The organism is Alphaproteobacteria bacterium SS10 (assembly GCA_019192455.1).
Classification (GTDB): Bacteria; Pseudomonadota; Alphaproteobacteria; order TMED2; family TMED2; genus TMED2.
Genome location: JAHCML010000003.1, coordinates 407,952 through 427,432, shown reverse-complemented (window position 1 = coordinate 427,432; position 19,481 = coordinate 407,952). Strand labels below are relative to the sequence as shown.

General features: G+C 59.7%; 15 protein-coding genes. All 15 read left to right on the top strand.

Annotated elements, in window-relative coordinates; genetic code table 11:
* Nucleotides 1-8 precede the first annotated feature (8 nt).
* Nucleotides 9-1,427 carry a UDP-N-acetylmuramoyl-L-alanine--D-glutamate ligase gene (locus KI792_02410; GenBank protein ID MBV6631868.1) on the top strand — a complete coding sequence of 473 codons (1,419 nt, stop codon included), beginning with the start codon at nucleotides 9-11 and terminating at the stop codon, nucleotides 1,425-1,427.
* Nucleotides 1,424-2,596 carry a cell division protein FtsW gene (locus KI792_02405; protein MBV6631867.1) on the top strand — a complete coding sequence of 391 codons (1,173 nt, stop codon included), beginning with the start codon at nucleotides 1,424-1,426 and terminating at the stop codon, nucleotides 2,594-2,596. Before KI792_02410 ends, KI792_02405 begins: the two co-directional genes overlap by 4 nt.
* Nucleotides 2,593-3,780 carry an undecaprenyldiphospho-muramoylpentapeptide beta-N-acetylglucosaminyltransferase gene (murG, locus tag KI792_02400; protein ID MBV6631866.1) on the top strand — a complete coding sequence of 396 codons (1,188 nt, stop codon included), beginning with the start codon at nucleotides 2,593-2,595 and terminating at the stop codon, nucleotides 3,778-3,780. The genes KI792_02405 and murG overlap by 4 nt, the downstream gene beginning before the upstream one ends.
* The gene (locus KI792_02395) at nucleotides 3,777-5,225 is read left to right on the top strand and encodes a UDP-N-acetylmuramate--L-alanine ligase (protein MBV6631865.1); all 1,449 of its coding nucleotides are present in this window, start codon (nucleotides 3,777-3,779) and stop codon (nucleotides 5,223-5,225) included. The genes murG and KI792_02395 overlap by 4 nt, the downstream gene beginning before the upstream one ends.
* Nucleotides 5,222-6,166 (top strand): UDP-N-acetylmuramate dehydrogenase, encoded by a 945-nt coding sequence (gene murB, locus KI792_02390; GenBank protein MBV6631864.1) that lies wholly within the window; start codon nucleotides 5,222-5,224, stop codon nucleotides 6,164-6,166. The genes KI792_02395 and murB overlap by 4 nt, the downstream gene beginning before the upstream one ends.
* Nucleotides 6,163-7,095 (top strand): D-alanine--D-alanine ligase, encoded by a 933-nt coding sequence (locus tag KI792_02385; GenBank protein MBV6631863.1) that lies wholly within the window; start codon nucleotides 6,163-6,165, stop codon nucleotides 7,093-7,095. The genes murB and KI792_02385 overlap by 4 nt, the downstream gene beginning before the upstream one ends.
* Entirely contained in the window at nucleotides 7,083-7,997 is a 915-nt protein-coding gene (locus KI792_02380; protein MBV6631862.1) for an FtsQ-type POTRA domain-containing protein, read from the top strand. Before KI792_02385 ends, KI792_02380 begins: the two co-directional genes overlap by 13 nt.
* Nucleotides 7,998-8,032: 35 nt before the next feature.
* Nucleotides 8,033-9,304, top strand: a complete 1,272-nt coding sequence (ftsA, locus tag KI792_02375) for a cell division protein FtsA (GenBank protein MBV6631861.1) — start codon at nucleotides 8,033-8,035, stop codon at nucleotides 9,302-9,304.
* Between the two features lie 160 nt (nucleotides 9,305-9,464).
* On the top strand, nucleotides 9,465-11,282 hold the full coding sequence (gene ftsZ, locus KI792_02370) for a cell division protein FtsZ (GenBank protein MBV6631860.1): 1,818 nt from the start codon (nucleotides 9,465-9,467) through the stop codon (nucleotides 11,280-11,282).
* A gap of 299 nt (nucleotides 11,283-11,581) precedes the next feature.
* Nucleotides 11,582-12,514, top strand: a complete 933-nt coding sequence (locus KI792_02365) for a UDP-3-O-acyl-N-acetylglucosamine deacetylase (protein ID MBV6631859.1) — start codon at nucleotides 11,582-11,584, stop codon at nucleotides 12,512-12,514.
* Between the two features lie 176 nt (nucleotides 12,515-12,690).
* Complete coding sequence (locus tag KI792_02360) at nucleotides 12,691-13,527, top strand: outer membrane protein assembly factor BamD (GenBank protein ID MBV6631858.1); 837 nt, start codon at nucleotides 12,691-12,693, stop codon at nucleotides 13,525-13,527.
* A gap of 96 nt (nucleotides 13,528-13,623) precedes the next feature.
* The gene (recN, locus tag KI792_02355; protein MBV6631857.1) at nucleotides 13,624-15,291 is read left to right on the top strand and encodes a DNA repair protein RecN; all 1,668 of its coding nucleotides are present in this window, start codon (nucleotides 13,624-13,626) and stop codon (nucleotides 15,289-15,291) included.
* 14 nt (nucleotides 15,292-15,305) lie between these two features.
* Entirely contained in the window at nucleotides 15,306-17,420 is a 2,115-nt protein-coding gene (gene ligA, locus KI792_02350; GenBank protein MBV6631856.1) for an NAD-dependent DNA ligase LigA, read from the top strand.
* A gap of 151 nt (nucleotides 17,421-17,571) precedes the next feature.
* On the top strand, nucleotides 17,572-18,180 hold the full coding sequence (locus KI792_02345; protein ID MBV6631855.1) for a hypothetical protein: 609 nt from the start codon (nucleotides 17,572-17,574) through the stop codon (nucleotides 18,178-18,180).
* Nucleotides 18,181-18,331: 151 nt separating this feature from the next.
* Nucleotides 18,332-19,474: a hypothetical protein gene (locus tag KI792_02340; GenBank protein MBV6631854.1), complete on the top strand. Its 1,143-nt coding sequence runs from the start codon at nucleotides 18,332-18,334 to the stop codon at nucleotides 19,472-19,474.
* Nucleotides 19,475-19,481: the final 7 nt, after the last annotated feature.

The following is a 19,481-nucleotide window of genomic DNA, read 5'->3' as shown; positions in this document are numbered from 1 at the left end:
CGGGTGGCATGGCGGATCATGACACCATCGCGATCCAGGCGGACGGCAAAACAGCCGTTCTTGGCCTTGCACGCTCAGGCCTCGCAACGATTAAGGCTTTAGGGCGCGGCGACAGCAAGGTTGTCGCCTGGGACGATAATGAGGAGCGGCGCAAAGAGGCTGCCAAGCTTGGCGCTGAGATTGCCGATTTAGGTAGTGCCGATTTCGGCGATATCGAAACCCTGGTCATGGCACCGGGCGTGCCCCTCACCCATCCAACACCGCATCCGGCCGTGGTTCAGGCGAAGGCCGGCGGCACCGAGATTGTTGGCGATATTGAGCTGCTGTACCGGGCCCAGCCAGCGGCCCGCTATGTCGGCATTACCGGTACCAATGGCAAATCAACCACCACGGCGCTGATCGACCACATCCTAAGAAGTGCTAAGCCAGAATGGCACTCTCTGATGGGTGGTAATATCGGTCAGCCAGTGCTCGACCTCCCCATGCCAACGGCCAATCAGCCGGTTGTACTGGAGCTATCCTCCTACCAACTCGACCTTACCGTGAATGGTGTGTTCTCCGTCGCGTGCCTGCTCAATGTCACGCCGGATCATTTGGACCGGCATGGCGGAATGGAAGGTTATATCGAGGCGAAGAAACGCATCTTCCGCCGCGGTGCCATGGTTCAGCATGCGGTGGTTGGCATTGATACCGCCCCCACCGGCACCGTCGCGACAGAGCTTGAGCGTGGCGGCCATTGGAAGGTGACGCGGATCAGCAGTGAGGGCCGGGTTGAGGGCGGTGTCTATGTCCTAAACGCCGTCCTTTATGATGATCTCGATGGGTTTGATAAGGCGATTTGCGACCTCTTGCCGATTGAGACGCTTCCCGGCATGCACAATTGGCAAAACGCCGCCGCCGCCTTTGCCACCTGTCGTCACTTAGGTGTCGAGGCAGAAGCCATTGCAGAGGCCATTGCGACCTTCCCGGGCCTCGCCCACCGCCAGCAGATTGTTGGCCGGTACAAGCGCATCACCTTCGTCAATGACAGCAAGGCGACCAACGCAGATGCCGCCAGTAAGGCCCTTGGCTCCTACGCCAATATCTATTGGATTGCCGGTGGTAAGGCTAAAGATGGCGGGCTGAACGGGCTTGAGGGCCTGGTGGACCGGGTTGAGCATGCCTTCCTGATCGGTGAGGCGGCAGATGATTTCGCCGGTTGGTGCGACGGTAAGCTTGAGAGCACGATCTCATCCACCATGGATAAGGCAGTTGAGGCCGCAACCGCCATGGCGGTTGAGACCCGTAAGCCATCCATCGTTCTGCTATCACCCGCCTGCGCGAGCTTTGACCAGTTTGATAGCTTTGAACAACGCGGCGATGTCTTTGCCAAATGTGTTGAGGATACGATCCGTAAGCGCCAGCAAGCGTTGGAGGCGCAGCAATGAGCCAACTTCGCTCTGCTCCCGCAAACTCTCAACTCGCTGTCTGGTGGCTAACCATTGATCGGTGGCTGCTCACCGCCATTGTCGGCCTCGCCTTATTCGGCGTTCTCGTCATTGCGGCAGCTAGCCCGCCGGTGGCTGAGCGTATTGGCCTTCACGGCAGCCACTTCCTAAACCGCCATTTAATCCTGCTATTGCCGACACTGGCCATCATGGTGGGCTTATCCTTCCTCTCCACCGCCGGTGTGAGACGGGCTGGTATCCTGGTTTTCCTGGGCGCGCTGACCCTGCTGATCCTAACGCCATTCCTGGGCAATGAGATCAAGGGGGCGAGCCGCTGGATGCGGATTGCCGGCTTCTCAATCCAGGGCTCTGAGTTCATGAAGCCGGCCTTTGCCATTATGGCGGCCTGGCTCTTTGCCTTGCATCAGAAGGGGGAGGGTTTCCCCGGCAACTGGGTGGCCATGGGTGTTTGCGGCCTGGTGGCGAGCTTGCTGCTAATCCAGCCTGATTTGGGTCAGACCTTCGTCCTGCTGACGATTTTTGGGGTTCAGTTCTTCCTTGCTGGCCTGCCAATCCTACTGGTCATTTGCCTTGGCGTGACCGGGCTTGCGGGCTTGGTTGGCGCCTATTTCACATTCGACCACGTGCAGAGCCGAATTGATCGGTTCCTCGACCCATCAAGCGGCGACACCTATCAGGTTGAGAAGTCGCTGGAGGCGTTCCGCCATGGCGGCTGGTTTGGTACCGGCCCCGCGCAAGGCGAGGTAAAGCACCAGCTACCCGACGCCCATGCTGATTTCGCATTCTCCGTCTTAGGTGAGGAGATGGGGCTGATCGCCTGCATTCTCTTGCTAATGCTGTTTGGCTTTATCGTGCTGCGCGGTTTCCTCCGCGCCAGCCGTCAGCCAGACCTTTTTGTCCTGCTGGCCACCGCAGGCATCCTGACCCAGTTTGGGGTTCAGGCGCTGATCCATATGGCCTCCGCCCTGCACCTGATGCCGACCAAGGGCATGACCCTGCCGTTCATCAGCTATGGCGGTTCATCCCTGCTTAGCCTTGGCATTGCCATGGGCTTTGTTCTGGCGCTGACGCGGTCACGCCGTGCCATGCCGGTGAACATCCGCCTTCAGGCCGATGCCGCCCCACCGATTGGGGGGCAAACAGCATGAGTAAGCAGCGCCCCATCATTCTGGCCGCTGGCGGCACTGGCGGGCACCTATTCCCAGCCCAGGCACTTGCCGAAGCACTCATCGCCCGTGGCCACCGCGTCATCCTAGCGACCGACCGTCGCGGCCTAAACTTCGGTGGCGGCCTCGCCTCACTTGAACTGCACCATGTGCAGGCCGCTGGTCGCAAGCCTGGCCTGAAAGGCCTGATCCGCATGGTGATTAAGCAGGGGCTCGGCTACCTGCAAAGCCATTGGCTGCATTTGACGGAAAGGCCCGCAGCGATTGTTGGCTTTGGTGGTTACCCATCCCTGCCAACCGTGATGGCAGCCCTTCACCAGGGTCGGCCGGTCATCCTGCATGAGCAGAATGCCGTGTTGGGTCGAGTAAACCGCCTGCTCGCCGCCAAGGTGAAGGCGATCGGCACGGCCTTCCCAACCGTTGAGCGACTACCCGCCAAAGCGGCACCACAGCATCAGGTCGGCAACCCAGTGCGGGCCGATATCGCTGAACTGCACGGCAAGGACTATGCCGCACCGTCTGAGGATGGCCCCTTAAACCTACTCATCATCGGCGGCAGCCAGGGCGCCACGATCTTCAGTGAGATTTTACCCAAGGCGGTGGAACGCCTGCCGAGCCATCTTCGGCAGCGGCTCGTCATCACACAACAGGCCCGCCCCGCCGATATTGAAGAGGCGCGCTTTGCCTACGCCCAGATCAATCAAAAGGTTGAGCTGCAAACCTTCTTCACCGATATGCCGAAGCGGCTGGCCGAGGCCCATTTGGTGGTCGCCCGTGCTGGCGCCTCAACGGTGGCAGAGATGACGGCAGCGGGTCGCCCGGCGATCCTGGTGCCCTACCCATCGGCCATGGATAACCACCAGCATAAGAACGCTGAGCAGATGGTTGAGCAGCATGCCGCCTGGCTGATGCCGCAAGATGGCTTCACGGCTGAAGCGCTAGCGACTCGCCTTGAGTTATTGCTTACCACGCCAGAAAAACTGTCCGAAACGGCCGCGAATGCGCGTAACGCCGCCCATATCGATGCCGCCGACAAACTCGCAGATCTAGTACTAGGCCTTACAGGCCAAGCGCTTAGCCACCCTGGCGCCAAGGCTGGTCAAGAAACCGCCTCAAATACGCCTAACGAAACCCCCAATCAGCTGGGTATGGAGATAGCACCATGAGAGCTATCCCATCCAATATCGGTGCTCTGCACTTCGTCGGCATTGGCGGTATCGGCATGTCCGGTATCGCGGAAGTGCTGCACAATCTCGGCTATATCGTTCAGGGCTCAGACATCGCCGACAGCGCGAATGTGAAGCGCCTGCGCGGCCTGGGCATTAAGATTGAGGTTGGCCACCGGACTGAGAACTTGGGCGACGCCGTGGTGTGCGTAATCTCCTCCGCGGTAAAGCCAGATAATCCCGAGGTTGCAGCCGCACGCAAATCCCGTGTGCCAGTTGTGCGCCGGGCTGAGATGCTGGCTGAGCTAATGCGGCTTAAATGGTCGGTCGCGATTGGCGGCACCCATGGCAAGACCACCACCACTTCCCTAGTCGCGGCAGTTATGGAAGCGGCTGGCCTAGACCCAACCGTCATCAATGGCGGGATCATCAATGCCTATGGCACCAATACCCGTCTTGGTGATGGCGACTGGATGGTGGTTGAGGCGGATGAGAGTGACGGCACCTTTGTGCGCCTGCCCGCGACCGCTGCTGTGGTTACCAATATCGATCCAGAGCATATGGATCACTACGGTGATTTTGATGCCCTACGCGGCGCCTTTGACCGCTTTGTCCTGAACCTGCCCTTCTATGGCTTTGCAGCTGTCTGCATTGACCATCCGGAAGTGCAGGCGATGATCCCACGGGTCGCCGATCGCTGGGTGATTACCTATGGCTTCTCACCCCAGGCGGATATCCGTGGCATTGACCTGACCACCGACACTCGTGGCAGCCGCTTTACCGTTCAGATCAGCGAACGCGCCGGGCGCGATGGGGCAGAGGGCGAAATCCGGGACCTGTTCTTGCCAATGTATGGCGACCACAATGTGCAAAACGCCCTGGCCGCCATCGCGGTTGCCCATGAGATGGGCGTCGGCGCTGATGCTATTCGCAAGGCCTTCACCACCTTCTCAGGTGTGAAGCGTCGGTTCACCACCACGGGTGAGGTGAACGGCATCCGCGTCATTGATGATTATGGCCACCACCCGGTGGAGATCGCCGCCGTCCTGAAGGCCGCACGCCAGGCCGCCGGTGAGGGTAATGTGATCGCGGTTATGCAGCCGCACCGCTACACGCGCCTATCCGATCTGTTTGAGGAATTCTGCACCTGCTTCAACGATGCCGACAGTGTGGTCATCGCCGATGTCTATACCGCTGGTGAGGATCCAATCCCCGGCGCGGATAAAGATTCCATGGTCGAAGGCCTGCGCATGCATGGCCACCGCGATGTCCAAGCGCTGAAGAGCCCAGAGGCGCTGCCAGAAGTAGTCGCCGCCATGGCCAAGCCTGGTGATCTGGTTGTCTGCCTGGGCGCTGGCAACATCACGGCCTGGGCCAATGCCCTACCAGACCAACTCGCCGAACGCTTTGATATGCCCGTTGCCAAGCAAGGGGGTGCCGCATGATGGCCGCACATGCCCTTGCCACCGATTGGCGCGATGCCCTGCCTGAACTAAACGGCCGGGTTAAGCATGATGCCCCGCTAGCCGCCCTCACCTGGTTCCGCGTGGGTGGCCCGGCGGAGCTGTTGTTCCGCCCGGCGGATACCCAAGACCTCGCGACCTTTATGGCGGCCCTGCCCGGCGATGTGCCGGTGACACCGATTGGCGTCGCGTCAAACCTGTTGATCCGCGATGGCGGGATCGATGGCGCAGTGGTGCGTTTCGGCGGCCCATTTGCCGAAATTAGAGTTGAAGGTGATGTGGTTGAGGCAGGTGCAGCGGCCCTTGACCTAAATGTCGCCCTAACCGCCCGCGATGCTGGTCTGGCTGGCCTCGAGTTTTTGGCCGGCATCCCTGGCACCATTGGCGGCGGCCTGCGCATGAATGCCGGCGCCTATGGTGGTGAGATCAAAGACCGATTGATTGAGGTCGAGGCCGTCACCCGAGACGGCGACATCAAACGCGTTCCGGCAGGTGAGCTGGGCCTAAGCTATCGCCATAGTGAGGCACCAGCCGATTGGCTTTACACCCGCGCATGGTTCCAGGCTGATCCCGGCGATACCGATGCGATTGCGGCCCGTATCACCGAGATCCAGACACAACGGGCGGAAACCCAGCCGATCAAAGAGCGAACCGGCGGCTCCACCTTCGCTAACCCCGAGGGGCATAAGGCCTGGCAGCTGATCGATGCGGCGGGTTGCCGTGGCCTGATGGTGGGCGCCGCCCAGATGTCTGAACAGCACTGCAATTTCATGATCAATACCGGTGATGCAACCGCCGCTGATCTGGAAGCCCTAGGTGAAGAGGTTCGCCGGCGGGTGATGGAGCATAGCGGCGTTGAGCTGCGCTGGGAGATCAAGCGGATCGGCAATCCGGCACAAATTGAGACAGGAGCGAAAGGATGAAGACCATGCCCAAAGGCACAGAGGTCGCCGTACTACTCGGCGGTTGGTCAGCTGAACGCGAAGTCTCTCTCGTCAGTGGCGCGGCGATCGCCGATGCCCTCGAGGCGCGAGGCCATAAGGTGCGCCGGGTCGATGTTACCCGCGATATCCAGGCCCTGCATGAGGCCCTAACGCCCAAACCAGATGTCGCCTTCAATGCCCTCCATGGTGAGGGAGGTGAAGATGGCGTGATCCAGGGCGTGCTGGAAATGATGGGCGTGCCCTACACCCATTCCGGCATTAGTGCCTCAGCAATGGCGATGAAGAAGCCGGGCGCGAAACGCGTCGCCTCCTTCGCTGGGCTTAACATTGCCGACGCACAGGTTTTGAGCCGGGCCGAGATCGAGAATGGCGGTATCGAGCTTAAACCGCCTTATGTGATCAAACCGGCATCGGAAGGCTCCAGCGTTGGGATCAGCATTGTCCATCCCGGCCAAAATGACCTGAAGCTTGAGCATGGTGATCCTGACACTCTGTTCCTGGTTGAGGACTTCATTCCCGGTCACGAATTGACGGTTGGTGTGATGGGTGACCGTGCCCTCGCCGTTACCGAAATTTTCCATGAGGAAGGCTTCTTCGATTACCACGCCAAATATACCGAGGGCGTTGCCCACCATGTGATCCCAGCCAAAATCCCTACTGAGATTGAGCAGGCGGCCAAGGAGCAGGCGCTGGCGATGCATCAAGCGCTGGGCTGTCGTGGCGTGACCAGGACCGATTTCCGCTGGGATGACACCAAGCCAAGCACCGACGGTCTGGTGTTCCTAGAGATCAACACACAGCCAGGATTTACGCCAATTAGCCTTGTGCCTGAGCAAGCGGAGCATATTGGCATTAGTTTTGGTGAGTTGTGCGAATGGTTGATGGAGGATGCCCTATGCCGCGTGTAAGCAAAGGCACCCAAAAATCCCAAACAGTTAAGAGGACGGCCAAGGCTGGCCAGTCAGATAAGCCAATGCCGGTTTGGCGACAAAAGCTGGCTGATTGGCGCCGCCAACAGATTGCCAAATGGCGCCGCCCGTTGATCGGGGTCGCCATGGCCCTGCCCATTCTCGGCACTGTCGTTGGCGCTGGCTATTGGGCCGTTGCGTCAGGCTGGGTTGCCCGCACCCAGAATGCCGTTGTCCACGACCTTTTGGATTGGAGCGCTGATCTCGGCTTCGCGGTCGCTGACGTTCGGGTTGTTGGCCGCCAAGAGGTGCCGAAGGAAACCATCCTCGCCATTTTGAATGTTGAGCAGGGTGACCCGATCCTGGGCTTTGACCCTGAAACCGCGCGCGTTCAACTTGAGCGGTTGAGCTGGGTTGGCTCGGTCACGGTGCGTCGGCAACTGCCCGACCTGATCCAAATCCGCTTGGATGAGCGTGAGCCCGCCGCCCTTTGGCAGCGCGACGGTGAGATTTCACTCATCGATGCCGATGGCCATGTGCTGGATACGGCTGACGTGACTGATTATCGCCACCTCCCACTCTTGGCTGGCCACGGTGCCGCGACCAAGACGCGGGACCTATTTGGCCTCATCGCCTATGCGCCTGAGATTGCTGAGCGTCTCGTCGCGGCTGCCTGGATCGGTGATCGGCGCTGGGATTTGACCTTAGATAATGAGGTGGTGATCCGCCTGCCTGAACTGGGCGCGTCTGACGCGCTTGAGCGTTTAATGCGGGTTCAGGGCGAGCACCAAATTTTGGACCAAGATGTGTTGAGCATCGACCTGCGCTTTGATGACCGGCTGGTGGTGCAAACCCCATCCCCGGAAGTGGCACAGCGCATCGATCCCCAGCAAAGCTTGTAACGGCAAGGCCTGAAGAGAAGAGAGACACGGGACCGATGGGCTTTACCAGCATTCGCCATAACCGGCGCCGACCAGCCGGCAGCTTAATCACTGCGCTTGATGTTGGCTCAACCAAGATCTGCTGCTTCATGGCGCGGGTTGAGGAGGCAGGCCATCTGCGCATTGTCGGGATTGGTCATCATGCCGCCGCCGGCGTTAAGGCCGGTGCCGTTGTTGATATGGAAGCGGCATCAGTGGCCATTAGCCATGCCGTCCATCAGGCTGAGCGGATGGCCGGGCAGGCGATTGAAACCGTGCTGGTAAACCTCTCCGGTCCGCATGCCCGATCCCACCGGGCTGAGATCGATATTACCGTCCCGGGTGAGCAGGTAACCGAGGCCGAGGTATATCGCGCCATTGGCCAGGCACAGGCCGTCGATCTTGGTGAGGATCAAGACCTCGTCCACGCTATGCCTGTTGGGTATTCCCTTGATGGGCAAGCCGGGATCGAAGACCCGCTCGGCATGTATGGCAAACGCCTAGGTGTGCATCTGCATCTCGTCAGCGGCGCCACCGGCCCCATGCGCAACCTCTCCGCCTGTATTGAGCGGTCTGAGCTGAATGTTGAGGCCTTCTGCCTTGGCTCTTACGCCGCTGGCCTTGCCAGCCTGACCGAGGATGAGATGCGCCTCGGCGTTACCCTCGTTGATATTGGTGGCGGCACAACGGACATCGCGGTGTTCAGCGATATGGGAACGGTTCATACCGATTGCCTGCCCGTTGGCGGTAGCCATGTGACCAATGATCTGGCGCGCGGCCTCGGCACTGCGGTTGGCCATGCTGAACGGATCAAAACCCTGTTTGGCAGCGCCCTGCCCGCCAGCGGAGATGATCAAGAGTTGATCGATGTACCACTGCTTGGCGATGACCAAGATGGCGGTGGCCAACATCAGGTCCCACGCTCAATAGTGGTTGGCATTATGCGCCCCCGGCTTGAGGAAATATTTGAACTGGTCCGCCTACGCCTGGAACGGGCCGGCGCCGACCAGATCGGTGGCCGCCGTGTTGTGCTGACCGGCGGATCGAGCCAAATCACCGGTATCCGTGAGCTTGCCGGTGTTATGATGGACAAACAGGTCCGCTTAGGCCGCCCGAATCGATTGCTTGGTTTGGCCCCAGCGACCACTGGCCCGGGCTTTGCCACCACGGCAGGTCTGCTGCATTACGGCCTCGAACACCGCATTGAAACCATCCCGGAAATGACCGCCGTGGCGACGGAAACGCCCTGGTATCAACGGGTTGGCAGTTGGCTGAAGGAAAATCTGTGATCCGCCTTGCGATGCACAAGACACACAGGGGCCCAAAAGCTGCCCTTACCCCGCCCAACCGGGGATGCATCACGGATTCCAGCCAGCCTAGCTTAATGAGTCCGGCCAATTACCGGCCGCCATCAGTTCACGCCCGCGCAGCAGCCAATCGGAGAGCGTTATGATCAATGTCACGGTTCCCCAGAATGAGGACTCAGCCCTGACACCTAAGATTTTTGTCATCGGGGTCGGTGGTGCCGGCGGTAATGCCGTCACCAACATGATCCGCTCAAATCTTGAGGGCGTTAGCTTCGTCGTTGCCAACACAGACGCGCAGGCACTGCACGGCAACCCATCGGACATGAAGGTCCAGCTGGGCCATGAAACGACGCAGGGCCTGGGCGCTGGTTCTCGCCCAGAGGTTGGTAAGGCCGCCGCTGAGGAAGCGCTGGCTGAGATCATGGATCACCTGGAAGGTGCCAACATGGTCTTCATCACCGCCGGCATGGGCGGTGGCACCGGCACCGGCGCTGGCCCGGTCATCGCACAGGCCTGTCGCGAAGCTGGCATCCTAACCGTTGGTGTTGTGACCAAGCCGTTCCAGTTTGAAGGCGCGCACCGGATGCGGACCGCTGAGGCTGGCATCAAAGAGCTGCAGGCCTATGTCGACACGCTGATCGTTATTCCGAACCAGAACCTGTTCCGCCTCGCGAATGAGAAGACCACCTTCGCTGATGCGTTCAAGATGGCCGACGACGTTCTGCACGCTGGTGTACGGGGCGTGACCGACCTGATGATCATGCCTGGCCTGATCAACCTCGACTTCGCCGACATCAAGACGGTGATGCAAGAGATGGGTAAGGCGATGATGGGCACCGGCGAAGCTTCTGGCGAGCGCCGCGCGACCGAGGCTGCAGAAGCCGCCATCTCCAACCCACTGCTGGAAGACACTTCCATGCAGGGTGCTCGCGGTATCCTCATCAACATCACCGGCGGCATGGATATGACGCTGTTTGAGGTCGATGAAGCCGCCAACCGCATCCGTCAGGAAGTGGACCCAGACGCTAACATCATCTTCGGCTCAACCTTCGATGAGGCGATGGATGGCCTAATGCGCGTCTCCGTTGTCGCCACCGGCATCGATGTTGAGGCAGGCGCCCAGCCACGCCCGATTGAGACCCCAGTGACCAAAGCCGTCGCCAAGCCGGTTGTTGAGGAAAAGGTCGAAGAGGTCATCGAGGAAGAGCCAGCGGTCGCCGCTGCGCTACCAGAGATGGATGAAGATGTGGTCGATCCAGTCCCAGCACTGGACGATATGGAACCAGCGGCAGAGCTAGGCCGTGATATGGATGACCCACAGGTCGATCTGGAAGATCTGACGGCACCAATGGCGAAGCCAGCGGCCGCAGCTGCACCAGTGGCGCCACCAGCAGCAGTTGCCCCACCTGTCGCACCAGCGGCGATGGTACCACCAAGCCTGCTGGACCAGGCCGCACCAAAGCCGGTTGAAGAGCCAGCTGCCAGCGCCCGCCCACTGCCAGAGCGCCGCGACGATGCGTTCATCCCACCCGCACCGGTTGACCCAGGCATCAAGCCAGAGGTTGCCCGTGACGCCCAGCCAGACCCATTTGCGGCAGCTGCCCTCGCCAATGGCGGCGGGAACGGCCAAGAGACCCGCAAGCGGTCCCTATTTGACCGGGTTACCGGCCTAGGCTGGAGCAAGGATGAGCAATCAAATGCTGACCAAAAAGTCACAGAAAAGGCACCACAGGCACCTGCAGCGGCCCGTCCCGTGAGCATGCCAGCGGCCGCTCGACCAAGCCTGGATCGTCCTGCTGCGGCAGCGCCCCAACCAGCCCGTCCGGCTGGGCCGGCCCGAACAGCAGCCGCCGCTGCGCAACCAAGCCTGAATATCGCCCCTGCCTCACCGGCTGAGAGCCCAGAGGCAGACGAGGAAATGCTTGATATTCCAGCATTTTTACGTCGTCAGGCTAACTAAGCGGTAGCTGATTACAAAATCGGGAGCTGGCCACAGCCTGTTATCCCCAAGCAATTAAGCCCCGGCCTCTAAAAGCCGGGGCTTTTTGCAGTGCACCATTTCGCTATCAAATTCGATTCGCTTATATTTCCGACTGTTACAGAGAGTAACAATGGTTGATTTGAGAGGTTGTGCTGCGACTGCTAAATCCGCATCGTCAACAAAAGCGACCACCTTTCGCGCTTCAGGCGTATTGGTCTGGTCACGATCACAGTTAGATGCGAGCCCCCGTGCACTATCTGAACAACACCGTGGAAGCGATGATGCAGCGGTCTATTAAGACCAGCATTCACTGCACCGGCATTGGCGTCCATTCGGGTCGTAAGACCTCACTGCGCCTTGTGCCTGCCCCGATCAACAGCGGTATCCGCTTTGTGCGTACCGATGTGACGGACCGGGACAATGTGATCCCAGCCGCATGGGACCGGGTTACCGAAACCCAGCTCTGCACGGTGATCAGCAATGACGCTGAAGTGACGGTTAGCACGGTTGAGCACGTGATGGCTGCCCTTCGTGGCTGCAGCATCGACAATGTGGTCGTCGAGCTTGATGGCCCAGAAGTGCCGATCATGGACGGCAGCTCTGAGCCATTTGTCTTCCTCATCGAATGTGCTGGTATTGAGGTGCAGAGCGCGCCACGCCAGATGCTGAAGATCCTGAAAGAAGTCGTGATTGAGGAAGAGGGCAAGTTTGCCAAGCTTCTCCCCAATGCCGAGCAGGTCTTTGGCTTTGATATCGATTTCGCGCCGCGCCTTGATGTGCAGCAGCGCTATGAACTGACCGTGACCCCGGCGAACTTTAAGCGCCATGTCAGCCACNCCCGCACCTTCGGCTTCCTTGAGGATGTGGACAAGCTGCGCGCTATGGGCCTCGCCCGTGGCGGGTCCCTGGACAACGCCGTCGTGATTAGCGGCGACAAGGTCATGAATAAGGGTGGCCTCCGCTATGAAGATGAGCTGGTTCGCCACAAGGTGCTGGACGCCGTTGGTGACCTCTATCTTGCCGGTGCGCCTATCCTGGGCCGGTATGAGGGCTACCGTGCCGGTCACGCACTGAACAACCAGCTGCTGCACGCCGTCTTTGCTGATCCAGAGGCCTATGTGCTGACCAGCGCTGCCGATGCGGGTGTGAGTGCCGTACTCACCGCCGATAGCGGCTCCTGGCAGGATGCACCGCTGGCGCGGACTGCATAATTTACGGGTAACAGCCCGCGCAGAACTGTTTTGCTTTGGCCGCTCAGCGTTGCGCTGTGCGGCCAAATGCTTAGAATGCCGCCAACTCGGGAACCAAACGACCACAGCCGCCAGCTGGCATAAGGCCAGGATGGCATAAGGATCGAAACACCATGGCTCGCCAGTTCTTGCCCCACATGTTTCTGCCCAGCTTGCGCACACTGCGCACAATCAGTCTTAGCGCCATTGCCGCGATTGTTCTGATTGCCTGCGCCGGTGATGATGAAGGCCTGGAATATGTCGAGCGGCCCGCTGAAGACATCTATACCGAGGCAGCCAACGCCATGGATGCTGGCAGCTTCCAAACAGCGGCCCAGCTGTTCGATGAGGTTGAGCGTCAGCACCCCTATTCCGAATGGGCCACCCGCGCCCAGCTGATGTCCGGCTATGCCTATTATTCGGATTTGGATTACGACCAGGCGGTGATCTCACTGGAGCGGTTTATCCAGCTGCACCCAGGGCATAAGGACATTGCCTATGCCTATTACCTGCGCTCGCTCTCCTATTATGAGCAGATCACCGATGTGAAGCGCGATCAGGCAGTCACCCAGAGTGCGATGGCCAGCCTGCGCCAAGTCTTCACCCGGTTCCCAGAGAGCAAATATGCACGTGATGCCAAGCTGAAGTTTGAGCTGACCGAGGATCACCTAGCGGGCAAAGAGATGAGCATTGGCCGCTACTATCTGGATCGCAAACAGTACCAGGCAGCGATCAATCGGTTTAAGCGGGTGATCGAGAATTATCAGACCACCAGCCACGTGCCAGAGGCGCTGCACCGCCTAACCGAATCCTATCTCGCTTTGGGCGTTATTCCCGAGGCCCAGGCCTCCGCCGCCGTACTTGGCCACAACTTCCCGGGTAATGAGTGGTACATCGACAGCTATGCGCTGCTGGTTGATGAGGGCGTAAGGCCCGCCGCGCCTGACCAAGGTTGGATGGCCGATGTTATGGACAGCATCGCTAGCGTTTTTTAGGCCGATTTCCGCCGGATCGACTTGCCAGCAGCACGGCCTGACCGCATCTTGAAACCAGCCGCCTAGCGGCCTCGTTTCACCTGCGCCAGGCGACCGATGCTGTCATCCCTGACCATTCAGAACATTGTGCTGATTGATCGGCTCACGCTCGATCTCGCCGATGGCTTGTGCGCGCTAACCGGTGAAACTGGGGCCGGTAAATCAATCCTGTTGGATGCGCTGGGCCTCGCCCTGGGTGCACGGGCCGATACTGGTCTTATCCGCCATGGGGAGGACCAAGCCGCCGTCACTGCCATCATTGAGGCGGGTGCCGTTAAGGACCTGGCTGAGGTGGTTGAGGATTTGGCCCTTGGCGACATTGATGACCTGATCCTTCGCCGTGTGATTACGCGGGATGGCCGCAGCCGGGCCTTCGTCAATGATCAGCCGGTTAGTGTCGGCACCCTCAAGACCATCGGGCAGCATCTGGTTGAGGTGCATGGCCAGTTCGAGACCCAAGGGCTGCTAGAGCCCGCCGCCCATGCGTCACTGTTAGACAGCTTTGGTGGGCTGGATAAGAAGCGGGTGAAGGTGGCGGGCGCTTGGGATAGCTGGCGCCAGGCTGAAACCGCAAAAGAACAGCTGGAAGCTGAGATCGCCCGCGCAAGAGCTGAGGAAGACTACACCCGTCATGCGTTGAGTGAGCTTGATGAGTTGGCGCCTGAAACCGGCGAAGAACTGGCCCTTGCCGACCGGCGAACCCAACTCATGCACCGTGAGAAGGTGCGTGAGGGGCTTAGCACCGCCGCGAGCGACCTTGCCGGTGATGCTGGTGCCGGACGCGCCATGGCTACGGCCAGGCGCTTGCTAGAGCGTATCGGCGATAAGCTGGGCAGTGCGGTGGATAAGGTGTTAGAGCCGCTGGACCGGGCACAGTCCGAGCTCGACGAAGCAATGGCCGCCCTGGATGGGCTAAGCGCGGATTTGAACCACGACCCGCGAGGGTTGGAGGAGATTGAGGAGCGGCTGTTCAGCATCCGCCAGCTCGCGCGTAAGCACAATGTGGGCCCCGATGACCTGCCGGTCTTGCGTGACCGCTTCGCTGAGAAGCTATCCATGATCGATGACCAGAGCGCCCATCTAGATCGCGCCGCCCGCGAGGCCGCTGCCGCCCGCGACGCTTATATCAGCGACGCCAAAAACCTCTCCGCCGGTCGGGAGAGTGCCGCATCAAAGCTGGATAAGGCAGTGATGAAGGAGTTGGAGCCGCTAAAGCTTGGCAAGGCTGTCTTTACCTCCGAACTAACTCAGCTTGATGAGGCGCAATGGGGTCCGGCAGGTATGGAGCGGGTCCGGTTTGCCGTTGCCACCAACCCAGGCCAAGCCCCTGGACCGATTGACAAGATCGCCTCTGGCGGTGAGTTGGCGCGCTTTATGTTGGCGCTCAAGGTTGCCTTACGCCGCGTGAATTCGGTGCCAACCCTGATCTTTGATGAGGTGGATTCTGGTATTGGCGGTGCAGTGGCCGATGCGGTTGGCGAACGCCTGGCACGTCTGGGCGAGGATGTGCAGGTGCTTGTTGTCACCCACTCCCCCCAAGTTGCCGCCCGGGCCGGCCATCACTGGCAGATATCTAAAGCCGAGCAGCGCGGCGGTCTCGCCTCAACCAGCATTACCCCCCTTGATAATCAAGCCCGGCGAGAAGAGATTGCTCGCATGCTGTCAGGTGCGGAGATCTCCGACGAGGCCCGCGCCGCTGCCGATAAGCTGCTTGCCCCCGCCTAAGACCAAATACCGCCATGACCATGACCAGCGCCCTTCGAGATCGGGCTATTGATGACCTGACTGAGGCCGAAGCCGCCGATGAACTCGCCGCCCTCGCTGCCGAGATCGCGTCCCATGACAAAGCCTATCACCAGGAAGACGCGCCAACGGTCAGCGATGCCGATTACGATGCCCTGCGGCGGCGTAACGAGGCGCTAGAGAGCGCCTTCCCCTCCCTGATCCGGGAGGATAGCCCGACCCAGAACGTTGGTGCGGCGCCAGCTTCCGGCTTTAGCAAGGTGCGTCACCAGGTGCCGATGCTGTCCCTCTCCAACGCGTTTGAGCGTGAGGATGTGGAGGACTTCTTCAAAACCGTCCGCCGGTTCTTCGATTTACCTGAAGATGCCAAAGTGCCTGTGGTGGCGGAGGTTAAGATTGATGGCCTCTCCTGCTCTCTCCGCTATGAGGGCGGAAAGCTGGTGCAGGCCGCAACACGTGGTGATGGTCAAGAGGGTGAGGACATCACCGCCAACGTCATGACCATTGATGACGCCTATATCCCCAAGACCCTGCCGCCAGGCTCCCCTGACCCAATTGAGATCAGGGGTGAGGTCTATATGGACCGGGATGAGTTTCTGACCCTCAATGAAGCACGGGTTGAGGCGGGCGAAAGCCCATTTGCCAACCCACGTAATGCGGCGGCCGGGTCCCTACGCCAACTGGACCCAAGCGTCACGGCCAAGCGTAAACTGCGGTTCTTCGGCTATGCCTGGGGCGCGCTACCAGCCCCGGCCAAGGAGCTATTCGGTACCCAGAGCGGTGCGCGCCAGCAGATCGCTCAAATGGGCTTCCCACTCAACGAACCATCGATCCTGTGTGAAACGGTGGATGAGTTGATGGCGTTCTATGAGCGTGTGCAGGTTGAGCGGCCCGACCTTGCCTTCGACATTGATGGCATCGTCTACAAACTCGACAGCCTGGATTACCAAGACCGCATGGGTTTCGTAAGCCGGGCACCACGCTGGGCCATCGCCCACAAGCTACCCGCCGAGCAGGCACAAACCGTGCTGGAGCATATCGACATCCAGGTGGGCCGCACTGGCGCGCTGACCCCCGTTGCGCATTTGAAGCCCGTTACCGTCGGCGGTGTCGTGGTCTCACGCGCCACCCTGCATAATGAGGATGAGATTGCCCGCAAGGATATCCGGGTGGGCGATACCGTCGTGATCCAACGCGCCGGGGATGTAATCCCACAGGTAGTACGGGTGGTGGAGGATCGCCGCCCTGTTGGCATCCAACCCTTCATCTTCCCAGATCATTGCCCCGCCTGCGGCAGCCTTGCCGTGCGTGAGGGGGATGATGTGGTCAAGCGCTGTACCGGCGGCCTCATCTGCCCCGCGCAAGCAGTTGAGCGCCTACGCCATTTTGTTAGCCGCGATGCCCTCGATATCGATGGCCTGGGTGCCAAGATCGTGCAGCAATTCTGGGATGAAGAGCTGATCAAGAAGCCCGGCGATATCTTCCGCCTGCGGACAGCAGATGCCAACAGCCTAACCCGGCTTCGGAACCGTGAGGGTTGGGGCAAGGCGTCAGCGGCCAAGCTGTTTGATGCGATTGATAACCGACGGCAGCCCGATCTCGATCGTTTCATCTTCGGCCTCGGCATTCGCCAGATTGGCCAGACCACGGCACGGCTATTGGCCCGGCACTACGCCACGTTTGATGCCCTACGCACGGCCATGGCCGCCGCCGCGGACCGTGAAAGCGACGCATACCAGGACCTGATCAATATCGACAAGATCGGTGCGCTAATGGCCGATGACCTAATCGCCTTCTTTGCAGAACCACATAACCAAGAGGTTCTCGACGATCTGTTGAGTGAGGTGCAGCCCGCCCGCTTTGAAATCGAGATTGATGAGGGCTCTGCCGTCTCCGGCAAAACGGTGGTGTTCACGGGCACGCTTGAGACCATGTCGCGGGCAGAGGCCAAGGTGCAGGCCGAGAAGCTGGGCGCCAAGGTTGCCGGTTCGGTATCAAAGAAGACGGATTACGTCGTTGCGGGCGCCGATGCTGGGTCAAAACTGACCAAGGCGCGCGACCTCGGCGTAGCGGTGTTGAGCGAGGCGGAATGGGGCGAGTTGATCGCCTAAGCCCGCCGAATCGATTGATGATACAGGCCGCAAAACCTGCCGTTTTTCGGCATCTTTTTGAAGATTGGCAGTTGGGGTGACGGGTTTCCGGGGCTCACGCCCCTACCTTTAGGCGCAAACTGGCCTGTGACACCGCCGCTTGGCTATTCTGATGGCAGTATCTAGCCAACGGATTGAAGCCGCCATGCGTCTGCCAGCCCACCCATTTGCCATCTTGGTTCTTGCCCTCGCCCCGCTTCTCATCGCGTGCGAGCCCGATACCGGCACGGCGATTGGTGAGCGTGCCCGCATCGTCTCGGACAAAGACCCGACCGGCCAGAAGCTTGAGGAAGAGATCTACCGGACGCCGAGCCGCCTCGTTGCCTCAATCCAAACCCTAACCGGTGCCGACCTCTACGAGTTCCAGCTTGTGGAGCTCGTTAAGATTGATGCCGCCCTGGCAGCTGGCTTTGACCAGATTTCCCGTAACTACATCGCCGACCTGTCACGGGTAACCGGTGTGGAGAGGGAGCGGCTCGAGCCGCTACGCCGTCAGTTTGATACCCAGACCGTGTCAGTCGACAAGACCGTGCTGTTCCCCTTTGTTGAGGCGAAACGCCAGCGGCTACTGTCTGAAGATCAGAAAGAGCTCATCCGCCGCCTGGATCGCCAACGGCGCCTTGATATGACCCATCTGCGCAATCGCTATGTCCAGCAGGTGGCCGCGATTACAGGCCTGCCAATCCCCGATGTGGCTGGCGTTCTGACCCGCGAATTCTGATTGAATTCAGCCCGATTTCTAAGGCTTGCGGCGGTGTTAAACCGGTCCGGGCTGGCTTTCACAAAACTGTCATAGTATCCCTGGCTAATCGACAAGCCACTTGATGGCTATTGGTCGCCACAACGCCAAGAAACCCAGGGATTCCAACCCGGTGACAGACGACCCGCTCTGGCAAATGATGGATGAGTTTGAGCAGGCCTTCCCCAGCATCTGGGCGAAGACCTGGATCATTGATCCACGGGTTGAGGAAGACTGGAAGGCAGCGGATCAATGGGTCCGTGAACGCCTCCGCCAGTCCGGCATGGCTGAGCGAGATATCCAGAGCAAGTCTAACAACCTATTCGTTAACCTGCGCACCCGATCGCCGCAGTTCTTTGGCGCTGGGAAGCACCTGAATGGCGTTATCGCAGGTGTCATCGTGCCGGTGGTCAGCAAAAGAAGTTGGGCCGAGCGCATCCCCGATGCGATGACCTATATGGATCAGCAGAAATGGTCGGTGCCCGAGCTAGAGCCCTTTGAAAACCTGTCCCGACAGTATGCGGTCTATACCTTTGATCATGAGACGGCCCACGCCGTATTTCATGAATTACCCCAAGCGGATCGACCATCTGCCCGAGGTTTTGAGCGCTACACCTTAACCAAGCAGCAGGATGAAACCTTCGCTGATATGGCTGGTGGCCTGGGCCTCGTTCGCCATTTCGATGCTGAAGAGGCTATCGATATGATTAGGCGGATCTCCCATATGCGCGCGATATCAGCCATTAATCACCGTGATACCGAACACCTAACAACGCGCGGTCTGAAACGCGCTCTAACCGCCATTGCTAACCCAACTGATCAAGTTATTCGCTGGCAACAGGATGGGATGGATGGAGCCAAGGCCCTAGCCAAGGATGTGCACATCTACGCGCTGAGCAAGCAACAGCAGCAGGCTATATCAGAGGTGTTTCGACAAACGGTGCCTGGCGACACCTTCAGTCCAGAACGAGCATTGGAAACATTCTCCACCATTGGCGGCGAGACCAAGAAGTCGACTGTCTATGAGTTGATGCGGGACTACATTGACGCCATTGAAGCCATGGTCCCGGCAGACCGCTATGACGCAGGCCAGATGATGCGGGCCAAGTTAAAACTGCGGCGCAATCCAATTGCTAAGGGCGTGGACGAAGCCCACCCCAGGGTCGAAACCATGGTCGCCGAAGCGCGGGAGCGCGTTGCGATCCATAAGGCGAAGAGCCTTGCGGCGAACCAGCTTGGTGGACCACCAAGAGACCGCGCCGCGCCAACTCTTTAAGTTCGCC

What these genes read in the sequence shown, in the direction of transcription:
- KI792_02410 (MBV6631868.1), top strand. Translation starts at nt 9, where the DNA reads ATGGCGGATCATGACACCATCGCGATCCAGGCGGACGGCAAAACAGCC.
- KI792_02405 (MBV6631867.1), top strand. Translation starts at nt 1,424, where the DNA reads ATGAGCCAACTTCGCTCTGCTCCCGCAAACTCTCAACTCGCTGTCTGG.
- murG (MBV6631866.1), top strand. Translation starts at nt 2,593, where the DNA reads ATGAGTAAGCAGCGCCCCATCATTCTGGCCGCTGGCGGCACTGGCGGG.
- KI792_02395 (MBV6631865.1), top strand. Translation starts at nt 3,777, where the DNA reads ATGAGAGCTATCCCATCCAATATCGGTGCTCTGCACTTCGTCGGCATT.
- murB (MBV6631864.1), top strand. Translation starts at nt 5,222, where the DNA reads ATGATGGCCGCACATGCCCTTGCCACCGATTGGCGCGATGCCCTGCCT.
- KI792_02385 (MBV6631863.1), top strand. Translation starts at nt 6,163, where the DNA reads ATGAAGACCATGCCCAAAGGCACAGAGGTCGCCGTACTACTCGGCGGT.
- KI792_02380 (MBV6631862.1), top strand. Translation starts at nt 7,083, where the DNA reads ATGCCGCGTGTAAGCAAAGGCACCCAAAAATCCCAAACAGTTAAGAGG.
- ftsA (MBV6631861.1), top strand. Translation starts at nt 8,033, where the DNA reads ATGGGCTTTACCAGCATTCGCCATAACCGGCGCCGACCAGCCGGCAGC.
- ftsZ (MBV6631860.1), top strand. Translation starts at nt 9,465, where the DNA reads ATGATCAATGTCACGGTTCCCCAGAATGAGGACTCAGCCCTGACACCT.
- KI792_02360 (MBV6631858.1), top strand. Translation starts at nt 12,691, where the DNA reads ATGTTTCTGCCCAGCTTGCGCACACTGCGCACAATCAGTCTTAGCGCC.
- recN (MBV6631857.1), top strand. Translation starts at nt 13,624, where the DNA reads ATGCTGTCATCCCTGACCATTCAGAACATTGTGCTGATTGATCGGCTC.
- ligA (MBV6631856.1), top strand. Translation starts at nt 15,306, where the DNA reads ATGACCATGACCAGCGCCCTTCGAGATCGGGCTATTGATGACCTGACT.
- KI792_02345 (MBV6631855.1), top strand. Translation starts at nt 17,572, where the DNA reads ATGGCAGTATCTAGCCAACGGATTGAAGCCGCCATGCGTCTGCCAGCC.